We start from the raw sequence: 15,305 nt of genomic DNA on the forward strand, positions 1-15,305 counted from the left end.
GACAACTGAGCGCTGTTTGAATCTGATCCAAAAGATTCGCGCCTTTCTTCATTGGGAGACTCCTCCCAAACCCCAATACGATCTACTTCCCGATATTTACAGCCACCTCAAACCGTTTCGTCTGCCGCTGATTTTTACGGCAATCATCATGTTCCTCGGTACCATCGGCTACATGGTGATAGACGATTTTTCGCTGATAGACGCCATCTACCAGACGGGGATCACCTTTACGACGGTCGGCTTCGGGGAGATTGCCCCCATTTCCGATGCGGGGAGGCTCTTTACGATCACGCTGATCATTACCGGCTTCGCCGTCTTCTCGATGGCGGTCGGTATTCTCGTCAACGAGATCAACCGCGGGAACATCTATAAAACCATAAAGGAGCGGGACATGCTCTACAAGATCGCGCGCTTGAAAAAGCATTTTGTCATCTGCTACCACAACGATTACACCATCGAAGTGACGAAGGAGCTGCGCCGCTCGCACATCCCCTTCGTCGTGATCGATCCCCGCGAGGAGATCGAAGCGTGGGCGAAACAGCACAAGTACCCCTATTTCCTCCGCGAAGAGCCCCATACGGAGGTGGCGATGCTCAAGGCGCATCTGAGCTCGGCGAGCGGGATGATCACCCTGTCGCCGCTGATCGCGGACAACATCGCGATCATTGCGTCGGTGCGTCTGTTTGAGAAGGAGCACCACCTGCCGCGGCCCTACAACCTGATCAGCTCGGCCGAGACGATGAGCGACGTCGAAAAGCTGAAAAAGCTGGGGGCCGACACCGTCGTCTCGCCGACGAAGCTGACGGCGCAGCGCATCACCTCCATGGCGGCGCGCCCGGATATGGAGAACCTTCTCGAGGAGTTCCTCTACCGCAGCGACACCCCGCTGGACATGGAGGAGATCTTCGTGCCAAAATACAGCTGGATGGTGCTCAACCGCCTCAAGGAGACCCACCTCAGAGAGATCGCGAACGTCTCTGTCGTCGGGGTGACGCGCAAAGACGGCAAATTCGTTGCCATGCCCAAGGGGGACGACCTCGTCACCAGCGAGTCGAAACTGCTGGTCGTCGGGACCGAGAAGGGGATCAAAATGACCAAAGAGCTGGTACGCCAGCGTAAAAAACCGCAGGAGTTGCGTTATGTTTGAGATGAAAAAAGTCGGCGGCGGCGTCTGCGCGCCGGAGGGGTTCTTTGCAGGGTCGGCCAGTGCCGGCCTTCGCCCGAACGGGGCGGACGACGTCGCCTTTATCTATGCCGACACCCCCTGTGAAATGGCGGCGGTCTTTACGACGAACAAGATGACGGCGGCACCGATCCGCCACTACCGGGCCAAGGGGAGCTTCAAGAGCAACTTCGTGCTGATGAACGCCAAGAACGCCAACGCGATGACGGGCCCGGCGGGGATCGCCGACATCGACGAGGTCCTCGGGGAGCTGCAGGCGCATTACGGCAACCTGCACAACCCGGTGATGAGTTCGACGGGGGTCATCGGAGTGCGTCTGCCCAAAGAGAAGATCACGGCGGCGGCAAAGAGCTTCGACCTCGGCAGCCGGGACAGCCTGGCGGCCGCGAAAGCGATCATGACGACGGACACCTTTTACAAGATGGTGTCGACGGAGATCGTTTTGGAAGAGGGCAAACGTTTCCGCCTCGGGGCGATCGCCAAGGGTGCGGGAATGATCAACCCCGCGATGGCGACGATGCTCTGCTTCGTGACGACCGACGCGGATGCTGAAGCGGCCGAGCTGCAAGCCTGCCTCGAAGCGGTCATCCCGACGACATTTAACGCGGCCAGCGTCGACGGGGATACCTCCACGAACGATACGGTGATGCTCTTTTCCAACCGCAAAAGCGGCGCGTTTGATGCCGAAGCGTTCAAAACGGCCCTGCACGAGATGCTGCTGGAGCTGGCGCAGATGATGGTCAGCGACGGGGAGGGGGCGACGAAGATGGTCACTTTCCATGTGACGGGCGCGGCCAGCGACGACGAGGCGGAGACGGCGGCGAAGGCGCTTTCGAACTCCCTGCTGATGAAAACGGCCATTTACGGCGAAGACCCCAACTGGGGACGTGTCGCATCGACCATCGGCGCCAGCGGCGTTGCGTGCGACGAGGCGACACTGACGGTCAGTTTCGACGACGTCTGCGTTTATGACAAGGGGACGATCCTCTTTGATGCGGAGACGGAAAAGCTGGCGGCGGCGGTGATGAAGCGCGAACGCTTTACGATCAGCTGTGCACTGGGGATGGGCGAGGGGGCGTTTGACGCCTACGGCTGCGACCTCGGGCACGAATACGTCAAGATCAACGCCGACTACAGAACGTAGCGGCATCTCCAAAGCAGAAAGCGGCGGCCCAGCGGGCCGTCTAAAAGCGGTAGCCTGCCTTGAGAAGGGTCCGCCAGTTGTCCAGGCTGTATTTCTTCGTAGTACCGAAATCGTTTTCGGTGGTCCATGTGCGGCGGATATCCACCCCCGCCAGGAAACTCCCCATATAGTATTTCAGACCCGCACCGGCCTGCAGCGTGAAGAGCCAGTCGTTCGCGTTGTCGGTGGATGTCGTCGGAAACAATCCGCCTGTGGTCGTGGTCACGGGGTATTCGGTGTACATCGCGCCGATGCCGGGCCCGACGCCGAGAACGAGGTTCCGGGTGAAATGGATGAAATAGTAGGGGTTCATTTCGATCGCGGTAATGGATACATCATCTTTGTCGTAACGGCTCAGGCTCAGCTGCTGCCGCAGCAGGTTGTCGCCGGGCAGGGTGAATACGGGACAGTCGAAAGAGAATTCGAGACCGTAGTTGTAGTCATCTTTGACGGAACCGTTGTCAAAGTCCATCGTCCCGCCGACGGCGGCGAGTTCGATGTTGGCTTTCCAGTCCGGATCGGTAAAGATGGGCAGCAAGACGAATTTGTCCGCGGCGGAGAGCGCCGATGCGGACAGAATCGCGGCGCCGGCAAGGACGCTGAGCAGTTGGGTCGTTTTCTTCATTTTTACTCCTCTCTTGAAGAAAGATGGTATGCACGATAGGCAAACTTTTTTCATTTATCATACAAACAATCACATTTTAGTGACATTTTTCTGAAAAATTAGAAAAAGTTATCTGAGTATCAGAGCAAAAGCGGGAGTGTCAGCGCGGGGGAAGATCGAGGTGGGGAAGGTGCCAGCCGCGGTAGTGGGCGACGAGGCGGAGCACGGTGGCAAAGAGGGCGACGGCAAGGACGGCGGTGTCGTTCAGCCATCCCAGGGCGTCGAGCACGATCAGCATGACGGCGACGATGACGGCGATGGTGCCGTAGAAGTCGCTGGTCAGGATGGCGGGAACGGTATTGACGAGCACGTCGCGGGTGACCCCGCCGCCGATGGCGGTGAGAAAGCTGACGATGATGACGCCGAAGAAGTTAAACTCCGCCGCGATGCCCAGCAGGGCGCCGGTGATGCTGAAGGCGACAAGGCCGACGGTATCGCTGATGATGAAGAGCCATTTGCGCTCAAGCGCGTCCCGGCGGTAGAGGCGCAGGGCCAGGGCGATCATGACGCTGGCGATGACGGTCACTGCCGGGTAGTAGTGGTTAAAAGCGAAGGGGGTGCGGTCGAGCATAAGGTCGCGGATCACCCCGCCGCCGAGCGCCGTCAGGGAGGCGACGATGATGAGCCCCAGCAGGTCGAGCCGGTGGCGTACCCCGGCGAGGAAGCCGCTCAGGGCGAAGGCGACGATGCCGATGATGTCGGCGAGGATAAAAAAGTCCATGGTTCCGGTATTTTAGGCGCCCGCCATGCGGAAATCCTCTTTGAAGGCGACGTAGCGCTCCGCCGAGGCGTAAAGCTCTTTGACCTCTTCATCAGAGAGCTCTCTGACGACTTTGGCCGGCGAGCCCATGATGAGCGAACGGGGCGGGAAGACCTTGTTCTTCGTCACCAGGGCCCCGGCACCGACGATGGACTCCTTACCGATGACGGCGCCGTCGAGGATGGTCGCGCTCATGCCGATCAGGCAGGCGTCCTCGACCGTACAGCCGTGGAGCATGACGCGGTGGCCGATGGTGACGTCGCTACCGATGATGGTCGGATGGCCGTCGCTCATGTCGGGTTTTTTGTAGTGGGTGACATGGATCATGGAGAGATCCTGGATATTTGTGCGGTCGCCGATGACGATGCGGTGCACGTCTCCGCGTACGACGCAGCCGAACCAGACGGCGCACTCCTCGCCCATGGTGACATTCCCGATGACGTCGGCGCTTTTTGCGATCCAGGTATTGTCACCGAGCTTGGGTTCCCACTGTTTAAAGGGGTAGGTCATTGTCGTTTCCTTGCTGTCGCGGCCTCAGCTCTCTTTGAAGAGACGGGAGGCCAGCTTGTTGATATAGGTCGTATCGCGTTTTTTGGATGATTTGTAGAGCTTGGTCGTATGCTGCTCGAGCAGGAGCTGGGAGTTGACCGCTGTCTCGCCGGTCTCGACCCGGTGGTAGCTGCCATCGCTCTGTAGTTCATGGGCAAGGACGTTGTCCGTGAGCTGGAGGGTAAGCAGCTGCAGGAGCTTCTCTTTGGACTCTTCATCCTCAATGCCCGTCATCAGCTCGATTCGGCGCACGAGGTTGCGCGGCATCCAGTCGGCGCTGGAGATGTACATCTGCGGATGGCCGTGTTTGAAGTAGAAGACACGGGCGTGTTCGAGATATTTTCCGATCAGCGAGGTGACCCGGATGTTTTCGCTCACCCCTTCAATGCCCGGGACGAGGCAGCAGATCCCGCGGACGATCAGGTCGACTTTGACCCCGGCCTGCGACGCTTTATAGAGCGCGCGAATGACATCCTCGTCGACGAGGGAGTTGACCTTGACGATAATGCGCCCCACCGTCCCCATACGGGTTTCGTTCTGGATCAGGGAGAGGACCTTCGGCTTGGTCTGGGTCGGCGACATGTAAAGCTTGTTGAGTTTCCCTTTTTTGCTGAAGCCCGTCAAAAAGTGGAAGAAGCGGGTCATGTCGTTGGTGATTGCCTCGTTGGAGGTCATGTAGCTGACATCGGTATAGATCTTCGCCGTACTGGGGTTGTAGTTCCCCGTGCCGAGGTGGGCGTACTGTTTGAGCTTGTCGCCGACCTTACGGGTGACGAGGGCGGCCTTGGCGTGGACTTTGAAGCCGGGGATGCCGTAGATAACGTGCGCCCCCGCGCTCTCCAGCGCTTTGGCCCAGATAAGGTTGTTCTCTTCGTCGAAACGCGCTTTGAGTTCGACCATGGTCGTGACCTGCTTGCCCGATTCGGCCGCCTGCATCAGGGCGTTGACGATGGGGGAGTTCGTCCCGCTGCGGTAGAGCGTCATCCGGATGGAGACGACATCGGGGTCCTTGGCCGCTGCCTGGATGAACTTGACGATGGGCTCGAAACTCTCGTAGGGGTGGTAGAGCAGGATATCCTGTTTGTCGAGGACGGAGTAGATGCTGTCCTCGGAATCCAGCGGCGGCAGGTTGCGCGGTTTGTACGGCGCCGCGACGAGGTGCGCAAAATCCTTGTTGCCGACGATCTGCCAGAGGCTGGCGAGGTTGAGCACGATCTTGAAGCGGTAGAGGTCGTCTTTGTAGACGTTGGTATGGCGGTTGAAAAAGTCGATCAGTTCGTCGTCGGCGTCGATCCCGATCTCGAGACGGACCAGCTCCCCTTTTTTGCGGAGTTTCAGCCCCTCTTCGAGCATCTCCATGAAGTCGTCCGCTTCCTCCTCCTCGATGGTGATGTCGGCGTTGCGCGTGACGCGGAAGGGGGTGTACTGCAGCAGGGTGTAGCCCGGGAAAAGCTCGTCGATGTGCTGGGCGACGATGCTGCCGATGGGGACGTAGATCCCGGTGCCGATCTGCACGAAACGGGGGAGGACCCGGGGGATGCGCACGAGGCCGTAGCGCTGGACGCTGGGATCGTCATTGTCCTGGAGCTTGACGATCAGGCCGAAACTGAGGTTGTTCAGGTGCGGGAAGGGGTGGGTTCCGTCGACGGCGATCGGGACGATGACCGGGTAGATGTGTTCGTGGAAGTAGCGGTTGACCTCCCCCTTCTCCTGGTTGGTCAGCTCCTGGTAGCGTTTGAGAAAGATCCCCTCGTCTTTAAGACCGGCCATGATCTCGATGAAGGTGTGCTCGACGACCTGCAGCTCCTGGTGGAGGTACTTGCGGATCTCGCGCAGCTGCTGCAGCGGGGTGAGGCGGTCGGGGCCGGAGAGGATGATCCCGGAAGTAAAGAGTTTCTTGAGACCCGCGACACGGATCATATAGAATTCATCGAGGTTGGTGCCATAGATGGCAAGGAACTTCAGGCGTTCAAGCAGCGGCTGCTTCTTGTCCTGCGCCTGCTGCAGCACGCGCGTATTGAACTGCAGCCAGGAGAGTTCACGGTTGAAATAGAATTTTGGGTCTTTGAGGTTGGTCATTGGCGGGCTCGGGAAAAATATTGGAATGGGTTATATTATAGCGAAGAATTGTTATCGAACCGGTTACGGTTCGCGCCCTGGCGGGAGGGGGCGGGTGATGAGGTAGGCACCGAGCAGGATCGGCAGGGTGCCGAGCAGCTGTCTCGCGGTCGGGACTTCCCCCAGGGCGGGATAGGCAAAGATCAGGGTAAAGAGCGGCATAAAGGCGATCATGGCGCTGAGCTTGGTGATGCCGATGCGGTGCAGCGCCTCGATCCAGAGGATCTTGGCCAGAACGTAGACCAGTACGGCAACGGCGGCGATGGCGGCGAGGACCTCCAGGAGCGCTGCGGCGGTGGGGAGGCCTTCGAAGAGCAGGGCGGCGCCGAAGAGCACGGGCAGGGCCGCCAGGTTGCGGAAGGTGAGGATGGTCAGGGCGCTGACCCTTTGGCGCGCCCGCTTCTGGTAGAGGTTCGCCAGGGGGGCGGTCGCGGCCGCAATCAGGATCAGCAGGTCGCCGGGGTTGAAGGTGAAGGTCGCGGGAAAGAGGATGATCACGGCCCCCGCCCCCATTATAAAGGCGGCGAAGGTGTGCAGCGCATCGAGCTTCTCTCTGCCCGGCAGGTTAAAGTAGAGGTAGGAGAAGAAGAGCTGCAGCGTCAGGATGACGGCCATATTCCCCGCCGTCGTATAGCGCAGCCCGATGAAAACGAGGGTGAAGAGCAGGGTAATATAAAAGGAGGTCCACAGCAGGTCGGGCAGGGCCTCCCTGTCGGCAAGACCCCCGAACCCTTCCCGGACATAGAGCAGGAGCAGCAGCACGGCGGTGGCGATAATGAGAACGAAGCCGTAGGTGTTCAGCGGGCCGATGGCCTTGACGGCGACGAGGGCGAGAATGGGGAACCAGCTTTCCAGCAGCGACAAGATGACGGCGTAGAGCTCCCCCTGGCGCTGCGGGGTCACGGCCGATGCCGATGCAGGGCGTCGCGGTGGGTCTGTACGAAGTGCGTGAACGAATCGATGATGTTGAAATGCTGCATGTTCTCATACCCCTGCTTCCCGAAATTTTGCCGTAGTGTAGCATTTTCAAGCAGGGCTTCCAAGGCCGCGATCCAGGCGTCGGTATCGTTGCCTTTGACGACCATGCCGCCGGCGTTGCCGCCCGGGTTGACGATGCCCTGCGGCCCGCCAACGTCCGAGACGAGGCAGCAGACCCGGCTGGCCTGTGCCTCCATGACGACCTGTCCCAGCGTATCGGTGACGGAGGGGAAGACGAAAAGGTCGCAGGAGGCGTAGAGACGGGAGAGGTCATCGCCGATTACGGGACCGGCGAAGATAACGTCCTCCAGGGCCAGGTTGGCGCGTTTGCGGCGGAGGGCTCCTTCACCGACGAGCAGCAGTTCGGCCTCGCAACCGGGGTTGCTGGCCTTGTAGCGCTGCCAGACGTCGAGCAGAAAGGGGACGTTCTTCTCTTTGGAGATACGGCCGACATAGAGCACCTTCGGACCCTCTCCCGTCGCCCCGTACTTGGCAAAGACGCTGTCGCTTCTGTGCGACGGGTGGAAGCGCTTGCGGTTCGTTCCCGGCGAGAGCAGTTCGCTGCGCGCACGTTCGATCCCGATCTCGCGTTCCATAATCTCAAGGTATTCGGTCGAACGGGTAAAGACCCTGCGAAAAGGGCGGTAGAAGCGGGCCATTGTCCTGTCGGCGATCCGTTTGGCCCACTCCAGCCCCGTGTTGTCGCGGATATAAGCGGGGAAATCCGTATGGTAGGTCCCGAGCACGGGGAGGTTCTGTTTGGCGGCGAGCTTCTTGGCGATGACGCCGACGGGGCCGGGGGTGGAGATATGTACGATATCGGGTCGCAGCTCCCGCAGTATCCGTTCCAGGGCAGCGGCCGAGGGGTAGGCGAGGTCGAGTTCGCGGTAAAAAGGCATCGGCACCCTCCAGCGGGGCGGCAGGTTGTGGACATTGGGAAGGTCGGGGCAGTATTTGGCCGTTGAGGCGACGATGTGAAGGTCTACATCATGTAAGAGGGCCTGTTCTCCCATATCCTGAATGAAACGGGAGACGCCGTTGAGATCACCGATGGTGTCGGTAAAAATGCAGATGCGCATGGTGTTCGCTCCAAACGAAAAGTTGGCAATCGTATCGTGCAGGCGTTTCAGCGCGGTTACAGTCGAAGGCGGCGTTACAATTGGTAATAAAATGAAAATCATTTCACAAGAATATTAATAAAAAGTGTAAATAAATTATAAAAAGTTAATTTAAGTTTAAAGAATGGCTATCAAGTGAATTAAATTGTTAACATTCCGTTAAATTAAATTGAATTTAATAAAAAAGAAAATAATATTTTGCAGAGGACGGTTCGATGGTCTTCAAAATTTCTTAGGAGTGTATATATGAAAAAGATGATGATGGGTGTCGCAGCAGCGGCAGGTATCACTTCAGTTGCATCTGCAGCGGAACTGGCAGCTACTGATGCTCAGTTTATGTTTGGTGCAAGCAATGTAGATGCAGTTGCAATGACAGGTGCTGAAATGGTCGGAACACAAGGTCAACTGCTTGGTCTGACTATCCTTGATCCGGTTCTGAACATCGTTGGCAGCCTCCCGCTTGTTGGCCCGATCGTAACTGGTCTGCTCGATACTGTTGATGGTCTTCTCGGCGGTCTGCTCGGTGGTCTCCCGCTCGTTGGTAGCCTGCTGGGTGGCGGCCTCCTCGGCTAACACACCCCTCTTACCCTTACCCTCCCTTCCGGGAGGGGTTCTTCTCCCTTTTTTTATTCCTTTTTTTTGAGACACCTCTACATCCAATCAGACAAAGCCGTTATCACAAATCATTTTTAAATGATTTAAAGAAAAAAGTTTTTGTTTTTCAATGTTTTAAAAGTGATTTTGATACAAAAAGCATATTTATTGATATTTTGTTAGTTTTTTAACAAAACTTTAATGTGATAAGGTATAAAGTTTAGACAAGAACGTTAATTTAAACGCTTCAGGTATCACATCTAAAGGAGAACAAGATGAAAAAAGTGTTGGCAAGTGTTGCTATTGCAGGAATGATTACGGGCGTGAGCGCTGCAGATTTCGGTACGACAGATGCACAGTTTATGTTCGGTCAGGAAAGTGTCAATGTTGTAACAATGAGTGGTGCAGAAATGGCACAGACAGAAGGTCAACTGCTTGAAGTACTTGGTGCGCTCGGCGCGATCCCGATTGCCGGTCCGATCCTTACAGACCTGATCGCAAGCCTCAACCTCGGCGGGCTGCTTGGTCTCGTTCCTGCGGCACTGGATGCGGCCCTCCCGATTTCGGCTGACCTGAGCCTCAACGTCGGCGGACTGCTGAGCATTGATACTGGTAGAGACCCGCTTACAATTGACTCCGGACTCCCGGCACTGGTCGGTGCAGTCGTCTCTTCACTGTAAGTTCCATACGTGTGCAGGCATTTTCCTGCGCACACCCCTTTTCTGCTTTTACTTTTTAAGTTGAATCCCCCTAAAATCATGATGAAATTACACAAAGGTTATTTATGTTCAACAAAAAAGCATTATTTGGCTTTTTAAGTGCGGCGACACTGTGCTCATCGCTGCTGCATGCAGACGGGCAGACCCCGTTGAAAGTAGAAGAGCTCCTTTCAAAGAAAAATGCGTTCAATGCCGACATCTCGCTTGCGTATTCCAATATCGATCAAAAGACGGCCATGAGTACGGTGGTGCCGGTATCGACGCTGCTCTCATTCATTTATATTCCGGCCTACGCGGGTGAGCAGGTGCTCGACCAGGATGTCGTCGTGGCATCGCTGAACCTTAAATACGGTGTGACCGATTGGCTCGAACTGGTGATGTATGCCAACGGGCATAATACCTCCAGCCGCGTGCAGCTCGGCGCCGCCATTGCGAACCAGGCGGATACGGATTTTGACCACGCCGGTATCGGGGCGACATTTAGGGTCAAGGATGAAGGGGTTTATCCTTCGCTGCTGGTGGGCGTGTCGACCAACGTCATCGGCCGCCTGACCTTTACCGACCGCGATGTGGATGGCAACGTCATCGGGACGTCGAAGCAGGACAAGACCTTTGAATCGTTCAACGCTTACGCGCTCTCCTACTATACGGTCGATCCGGTCGTCTTCGTCTTCAAAGCGCAATACCAGTGGAGCCTGGAAGAAGACTACAAGGGTGACACGAACGACCGTCCGGATATTCTGGCGATCTCGCCGCAGGTCTATTTCGCGGTCAACCCCTACACCAACCTCAGCTGGGGGATCACCTACCGCTACCAGACGGAGCAGCGCTATAACGGCAAAGTGGAAACGATCGCGGAGTCGTCCATCGGGTACAACATCGGTGTGAGCTACGAGATCTCGAGGGGGAACATCATCTCCCTGGACGCCAGCAACAACGAAACGGCCACTTATAGCCAGAATACGATCAATCTCATCTTCTCAAAGCGGTTCTGATGAAACGGGCACTTCAGGCACTCTTACCGGCACTCGTGCTGCTCACGGCGGCGACATCGGCCGAGGCCGCGCTTAACCCTGCCGGAAAAGAGGAAGTAAAAACCGCCATGCCGATCATCGAGCGGGAGTATACGGTACGGGTTCCGATGAAGAGCTGGAGCGAGCTGAAAGAGAAGGGGGTGGTGCGCCAGCGCTACGACTTCTCATGCGGGGCGGCGTCGATGGCGACGATCATGAACTTCTTCTACGATCAGAACGTCACCGAAAACGGGATCGTACGATCGGTGCTGAACATGAAAGGGGTCGGAAGCGACGCCCATAAGCTGGAAAAGAGCGACTTCGCCCTCTCTTTCGCGGACCTCGCCGATTACGGACAGACCATCGGCTTCCGGGGCGTCGGTGTCGCGATGGATATCGACGCGCTGCGCAAACTGCGCATTCCGGTCATCGTCTACGTCAAGATCCGGCGCTTCGAACACTTTACCGTCTTCAAAGGGATCCAGGGCGACTTTGTCTACCTCGCCGACCCGTCGTTCGGCAACATGAAGGTGAAAATGGCGAAGTTTCTCGAGATGTTTTACCAGCGCGAGGACCTGAAACACCCCGGCAGGGTGCTGGCCTTCATTCCGGTGGACAAAGAGAAGGTCCAGCCCGACAGGAGCTTTATGACCGTTCCCGAATCCACCGACTACCTCTACCAGTACATCGAGAACAGGATCGACCACTAGCGGCCTGCGGCATACGCGGGAGCGTATGCACGGTTAAAAGAGGAAGTTGAATCCGCCGTAGTAGCGGACGGAGGAGTCGTCCGTCGAAAGCTTGTTGTACACGGGGTAGTAATACTCGACGTCCTGCCAGGTACGCCACTGAAAATCGACGCCCCCCATCACCTCCAGCTGCGGGGCGATGCGAAAGATCAGCCCCATGCCGACTTTGAGACTGACCTCGCCGATGCTGTCGTCGTGGGGGTAGTAGTAGCTGTCAAGCTGCATCGATCCGCTGCCGATCCCCGCCTGGACAAAGGGGAAGAGGTCGGAATAGGTATCAAAGGTTTTCATGATATCCAGCCCGAGCTCGTAGAGTTCGTCATTGGTATCGTCAAAGAGCGGCTCGTCGAAATACTCCCCCAACAGATACCCCTGCAGGCGCCAGCCATTGTAGAGCACGGCCCCGAACTTCAGCTCGAACCCCTTGCTCCCTATCGACGGTCTTTCATGATAGCCGCCAGCTTCGAAGTCAAATTTGTTTTCGCTGCCGAAGAGGTTCAAACCGAAATAGAGATCGGCCCGCTGCGCCCAGGCGTTGGCGGAGAGGGCACCCAGCAGCAGCGGTGTCAACAGGAGAGACTTACGCATCATAATTCCTTTGTGAATGGTTTAATTGCATCTATTATTATTCATAGTTTACAGTAAACAAGCCATGGATGGAAATGAAACGGTGGCGTTGCTGCTACGGTTTTGCTACGCTACAGCGTTACAATCTCTCCAAAAAAAGGAGGCGCAATGGAAGCCATCAAATTCCCTTTTCTCGAACACACCGGCGCGACACTGAAGCGTGCCGAGGCGGGCGAGGCGGAGGTGGAACTTCATGTCCAGCCTCACCACCTGCAGCACCTGGGTTTCGTGCACGGCGGGGTCATCTCAACACTGATGGACAACACCGGCTGGTACGCCGCCGTCTCCAACCTGGACGAAGGGTTTACGGCCGTCACGATGGAGATAAAGATCAACTACCTCAAACCCGCCTCGGGCAAGCACCTGCTGGCCTCGGCCGCCGTGAAAAGACAGGGGCGCAAGACGGCCTTCGTCACCATCGAGCTGCACGACGAAGGCAAGCTCGTCGCCTTTGCCACGGGCACCTACGCCATCATGGAAGAGCCGCAGCAGCCCTAAAATGTTACATAACGAGGTCCGAGTTGTAGTGGCACGTGAAGCACTCGGGGCGTTCGTCGAGCACCTCCGCCAGGATCTCGGCGAAATCGGGGAGTACGATGTTCCTTTGCCCCGCTTCCTGCGCTTCGACGATCTTGATCAGCTCTTCGGGCCAGTAGACATAGGTGGTCGTGCGCGCCGCGTTTTTGTAAATGTGGATTTTATCGTCGATGATGTCGTATTCCATGCGTCGCTTCAGTCCGGGGTGTTCTGCATCGCCTCGATAACGGCGTTTCTGTAGGTTTCGGCCTCGGCCATCGTCGTGTAATACCTCGTCCACACTATCCCCGCGATGATCTTGAAGTAGTAGAGCTTCTCATCCATCTTGTTGCTGTTCGCGACGTAGTTCTCATTTTCGTAGATCCCGGTGACCCCCGAGATGTTTTTGACGGCGATGACGTTGCCGTAGCTGTCCTCAAGCAGTTGCATACTCGCTCCTCTGTGTTGGCATTGGAACAATTATATATGCAAGCCCCTCTCTTGCGGACGGAATTGTTGCACACTATTTAGCACCATGCTGAAGAGATGGACGTTGGTTTTTCGGAGGAAGTTTTTGCTTGGATAGTTAGAGCGGCGGGATCTGCAAAAACAGACCCTGCATGACGGACCCAATGCCTAGGATCGGTCCGACATAGGAGTGATGACTATCTGCTACACATCGGTGAGCAGTAGTCGCATCCATCTACGGCCGGGTAGAATACTTTTGCTGCCTCAAGCGCATTCAGACAGTGTGAAAAGCCGCCAAGGAAAATTCTCTCACTCGGTAACTGTGTGCAACCCTCTTTATGAACTGCGTGTTCACCTGAATTCCCTGCTTCTTTGCTTACATAGTATTTAGCTGCCATATCTTGGTCCTTATGCTGTCAGCATAAGTGGTGAGACGTGACATATTAGTCTGTTTATTAGGGTAATCTTAGATTTTCAGCCCTAATTTTAAAGGCACAGACTAAAATATGTTTTGCGTTATAGTCTAAAACCACTTATCCTGGTTTTGATTCTGACCGGAGTGCCATTCGCAGTGGCACTCTAATCACACCTACAATGCTACTTCATTCCGAAACGGAAGCGTTGCCGTTCCAAAAATCATACCGGCTTTCAAAATTCAGTGCACATACTATTTCTACTCACCATGTAGTCAAGTACATTCATATCAATGACCCAAAATACGGCGTGCATAAATTATTCAAGAACGTTATATTTCCGGCGCTTTGTTTTCATTCTGTGACATAACTTTTTAGACATTCGGAGCAAGCTTTACAGATCTTTAATAATGGAGAATATTTATTATTTACAAGAGTCTGAGAGTGCCCATCTTTGTAGGTTCATATCAAGAATGCTGGGCAAGGCTCGAGATTCAGGGGTTTGAAGCAGTTCGTATTATTGAGAAGATCTGAATAATTTGTTGCCTGCAGCCTTAACGTTGATGCGCTTCCCCGTTAAGAGTAGTTTTGGAAATAAACGATAATGATCTGTTTTGTTCAAATTGTAAATTTTTTGAAAAAGTTTCTAGTTTGGAAGTTTTTGTTTGGATGGTGACCGCAAGATTTTAAAAGTACGCCCTTCTATTGACATAAAATCGCGCTCATTTTATGTGCTGATTTATCATTGTGTTATGCAGACCTTCAAGCCTTTTACCTTGCCAGCTCTTAGCTTTTATGGGCCGTCAGAACTCTTCACAAACGTGAATCAGCTTTACAGATTTTTGAGTATGCAGAATATACGATATTTGAGAGAGTATGAGAAGTTCTTGCCCTGGTACACTCATATCAAGAATGTTGGTTCAAGGCTTGAAATTCAAGTGTTTGAGCCAGCTCGTATTATTGAGAAGATTTGAATAATTTGTTTTGTTGAAATTATCGATTTTTTGAAGAGTTTCAAGTTTAGAAGTTTTTGTAGGAAGTATTTGTTTGGATGGTGCGACCGGCGAGATTTGAACTCGCACACCAAGTTGGCACTACCCCCTCAAGATAGCGTGTCTACCAATTCCACCACGGTCGCGTTTAACAGTAAGTTTTAAAAGACCAGAATTATACTGGTGAGAATGTTATAAACAGCTTAAAATTTTTCAAGCTGTCAAAAAAAACGAAGGCCGAAGCCTTCGCGGGTTTTTCGGCTGATTAGCCGAGGTACGGGTTAGCGTACAGAGCGATCAGGGCAATAACGAGTGTATAGATGACCTGAGCTTCGATCATCGCGAGGGCGATGAACATTGTCGTCATGAGCTTACCACCCAGACCCGGGTTGCGAGCAGTACCTGCGATAGTCGCAGCAGCAGTGTGACCCATACCGATAGCGCCACCAAGAGCAGCGAGACCGAGGCCAACGCCTGCAGCGATCATAGAGTAAGCTTTGAGTGTCTGGTTTGCAACGTCAGCGTCAGCTGCGAAAGCAGCACCGGCGAAAGCAACCATCAGAAAAAGAATCTTTTTCATGGAGTTCTCCAATAAATTTTTTTGTGTCAAAGTCCGTTCGGCTTGCGTATCCCTACTTATCACTTTGCGGGCGAATTATAG

The 15,305-nt window shown here is 55.0% G+C and carries 17 protein-coding genes and 1 tRNA gene; 7 read left to right on the forward strand and 11 right to left on the reverse strand.

What is annotated here, in order from left to right; genetic code table 11:
- The first annotated feature begins 16 nt into the window (after window positions 1-16).
- Both WCX72_RS02205 and argJ read left to right on the forward strand, forming a co-directional pair.
- The gene (locus WCX72_RS02205) at window positions 17-1,147 is read left to right on the forward strand and encodes an NAD-binding protein (protein WP_231020188.1); all 1,131 of its coding nucleotides are present in this window, start codon (window positions 17-19) and stop codon (window positions 1,145-1,147) included.
- Entirely contained in the window at window positions 1,140-2,327 is a 1,188-nt protein-coding gene (gene argJ / locus WCX72_RS02210) for a bifunctional glutamate N-acetyltransferase/amino-acid acetyltransferase ArgJ (protein ID WP_345970645.1), read from the forward strand. Before WCX72_RS02205 ends, argJ begins: the two co-directional genes overlap by 8 nt.
- Before the next feature lie 40 nt (window positions 2,328-2,367).
- Here argJ and WCX72_RS02215 read toward each other — a convergent pair whose 3' ends face one another.
- The 6 genes from WCX72_RS02215 to WCX72_RS02240 all read right to left on the reverse strand — a co-directional run bounded on the left by WCX72_RS02215 (window position 2,368) and on the right by WCX72_RS02240 (window position 8,514).
- Window positions 2,368-2,991, reverse strand: a complete 624-nt coding sequence (locus tag WCX72_RS02215; RefSeq protein ID WP_345970646.1) for a hypothetical protein — start codon at window positions 2,989-2,991, stop codon at window positions 2,368-2,370.
- 139 nt (window positions 2,992-3,130) lie between these two features.
- Entirely contained in the window at window positions 3,131-3,751 is a 621-nt protein-coding gene (locus WCX72_RS02220) for a trimeric intracellular cation channel family protein (RefSeq protein WP_345970647.1), read from the reverse strand.
- A 12-nt stretch (window positions 3,752-3,763) separates the two neighbouring features.
- Window positions 3,764-4,300, reverse strand: a complete 537-nt coding sequence (locus tag WCX72_RS02225) for a gamma carbonic anhydrase family protein (RefSeq protein WP_345970648.1) — start codon at window positions 4,298-4,300, stop codon at window positions 3,764-3,766.
- A gap of 24 nt (window positions 4,301-4,324) precedes the next feature.
- Complete coding sequence (locus WCX72_RS02230; protein WP_345970649.1) at window positions 4,325-6,418, reverse strand: RNA degradosome polyphosphate kinase; 2,094 nt, start codon at window positions 6,416-6,418, stop codon at window positions 4,325-4,327.
- A gap of 63 nt (window positions 6,419-6,481) precedes the next feature.
- On the reverse strand, window positions 6,482-7,360 hold the full coding sequence (locus WCX72_RS02235; RefSeq protein ID WP_345970650.1) for a DMT family transporter: 879 nt from the start codon (window positions 7,358-7,360) through the stop codon (window positions 6,482-6,484).
- Window positions 7,357-8,514 (reverse strand): glycosyltransferase family 1 protein, encoded by a 1,158-nt coding sequence (locus tag WCX72_RS02240; protein WP_345970652.1) that lies wholly within the window; start codon window positions 8,512-8,514, stop codon window positions 7,357-7,359. The genes WCX72_RS02235 and WCX72_RS02240 overlap by 4 nt, the downstream gene beginning before the upstream one ends.
- 285 nt (window positions 8,515-8,799) lie before the next feature.
- On the opposite strand from WCX72_RS02240, the gene WCX72_RS02245 reads away from it, so the two are divergent.
- The 4 genes from WCX72_RS02245 to WCX72_RS02260 all read left to right on the forward strand — a co-directional run bounded on the left by WCX72_RS02245 (window position 8,800) and on the right by WCX72_RS02260 (window position 11,589).
- A complete protein-coding gene (locus WCX72_RS02245) occupies window positions 8,800-9,126 on the forward strand; it encodes a hypothetical protein (RefSeq protein ID WP_231020196.1) in 327 nt (108 codons plus the stop codon).
- 296 nt (window positions 9,127-9,422) lie between these two features.
- Entirely contained in the window at window positions 9,423-9,827 is a 405-nt protein-coding gene (locus tag WCX72_RS02250) for a hypothetical protein (protein WP_345970653.1), read from the forward strand.
- 104 nt (window positions 9,828-9,931) lie between these two features.
- A complete protein-coding gene (locus tag WCX72_RS02255; RefSeq protein WP_345970654.1) occupies window positions 9,932-10,861 on the forward strand; it encodes a hypothetical protein in 930 nt (309 codons plus the stop codon).
- A complete protein-coding gene (locus tag WCX72_RS02260) occupies window positions 10,861-11,589 on the forward strand; it encodes a C39 family peptidase (RefSeq protein WP_345970656.1) in 729 nt (242 codons plus the stop codon). The genes WCX72_RS02255 and WCX72_RS02260 overlap by 1 nt, the downstream gene beginning before the upstream one ends.
- Before the next feature lie 33 nt (window positions 11,590-11,622).
- Here WCX72_RS02260 and WCX72_RS02265 read toward each other — a convergent pair whose 3' ends face one another.
- Window positions 11,623-12,219, reverse strand: coding sequence for an outer membrane beta-barrel protein (locus WCX72_RS02265; RefSeq protein ID WP_345970657.1), 597 nt, complete (start codon window positions 12,217-12,219; stop codon window positions 11,623-11,625).
- A gap of 144 nt (window positions 12,220-12,363) precedes the next feature.
- Between WCX72_RS02265 and WCX72_RS02270 the strand changes: the two genes are divergently transcribed.
- Entirely contained in the window at window positions 12,364-12,753 is a 390-nt protein-coding gene (locus WCX72_RS02270) for a PaaI family thioesterase (protein ID WP_345970658.1), read from the forward strand.
- A gap of 4 nt (window positions 12,754-12,757) precedes the next feature.
- Here the strand turns inward: WCX72_RS02270 and WCX72_RS02275 are convergent, their stop codons facing one another.
- From WCX72_RS02275 to WCX72_RS02290, 4 genes are all read right to left on the reverse strand, one after another.
- Entirely contained in the window at window positions 12,758-12,979 is a 222-nt protein-coding gene (locus WCX72_RS02275; RefSeq protein ID WP_345970659.1) for a hypothetical protein, read from the reverse strand.
- An 8-nt stretch (window positions 12,980-12,987) separates the two neighbouring features.
- Window positions 12,988-13,221, reverse strand: coding sequence for a hypothetical protein (locus tag WCX72_RS02280; protein WP_231020203.1), 234 nt, complete (start codon window positions 13,219-13,221; stop codon window positions 12,988-12,990).
- A gap of 1,483 nt (window positions 13,222-14,704) precedes the next feature.
- A tRNA-Leu gene (locus tag WCX72_RS02285) sits at window positions 14,705-14,790 on the reverse strand.
- A 119-nt stretch (window positions 14,791-14,909) separates the two neighbouring features.
- On the reverse strand, window positions 14,910-15,224 hold the full coding sequence (locus WCX72_RS02290; protein ID WP_231020210.1) for a F0F1 ATP synthase subunit C: 315 nt from the start codon (window positions 15,222-15,224) through the stop codon (window positions 14,910-14,912).
- Window positions 15,225-15,305: the final 81 nt, after the last annotated feature.

This window comes from Thiomicrolovo immobilis (assembly GCF_039645955.1).
In the GTDB taxonomy this organism is placed as follows: domain Bacteria; phylum Campylobacterota; class Campylobacteria; order Campylobacterales; family Sulfurimonadaceae; genus Thiomicrolovo; species Thiomicrolovo diazotrophicus.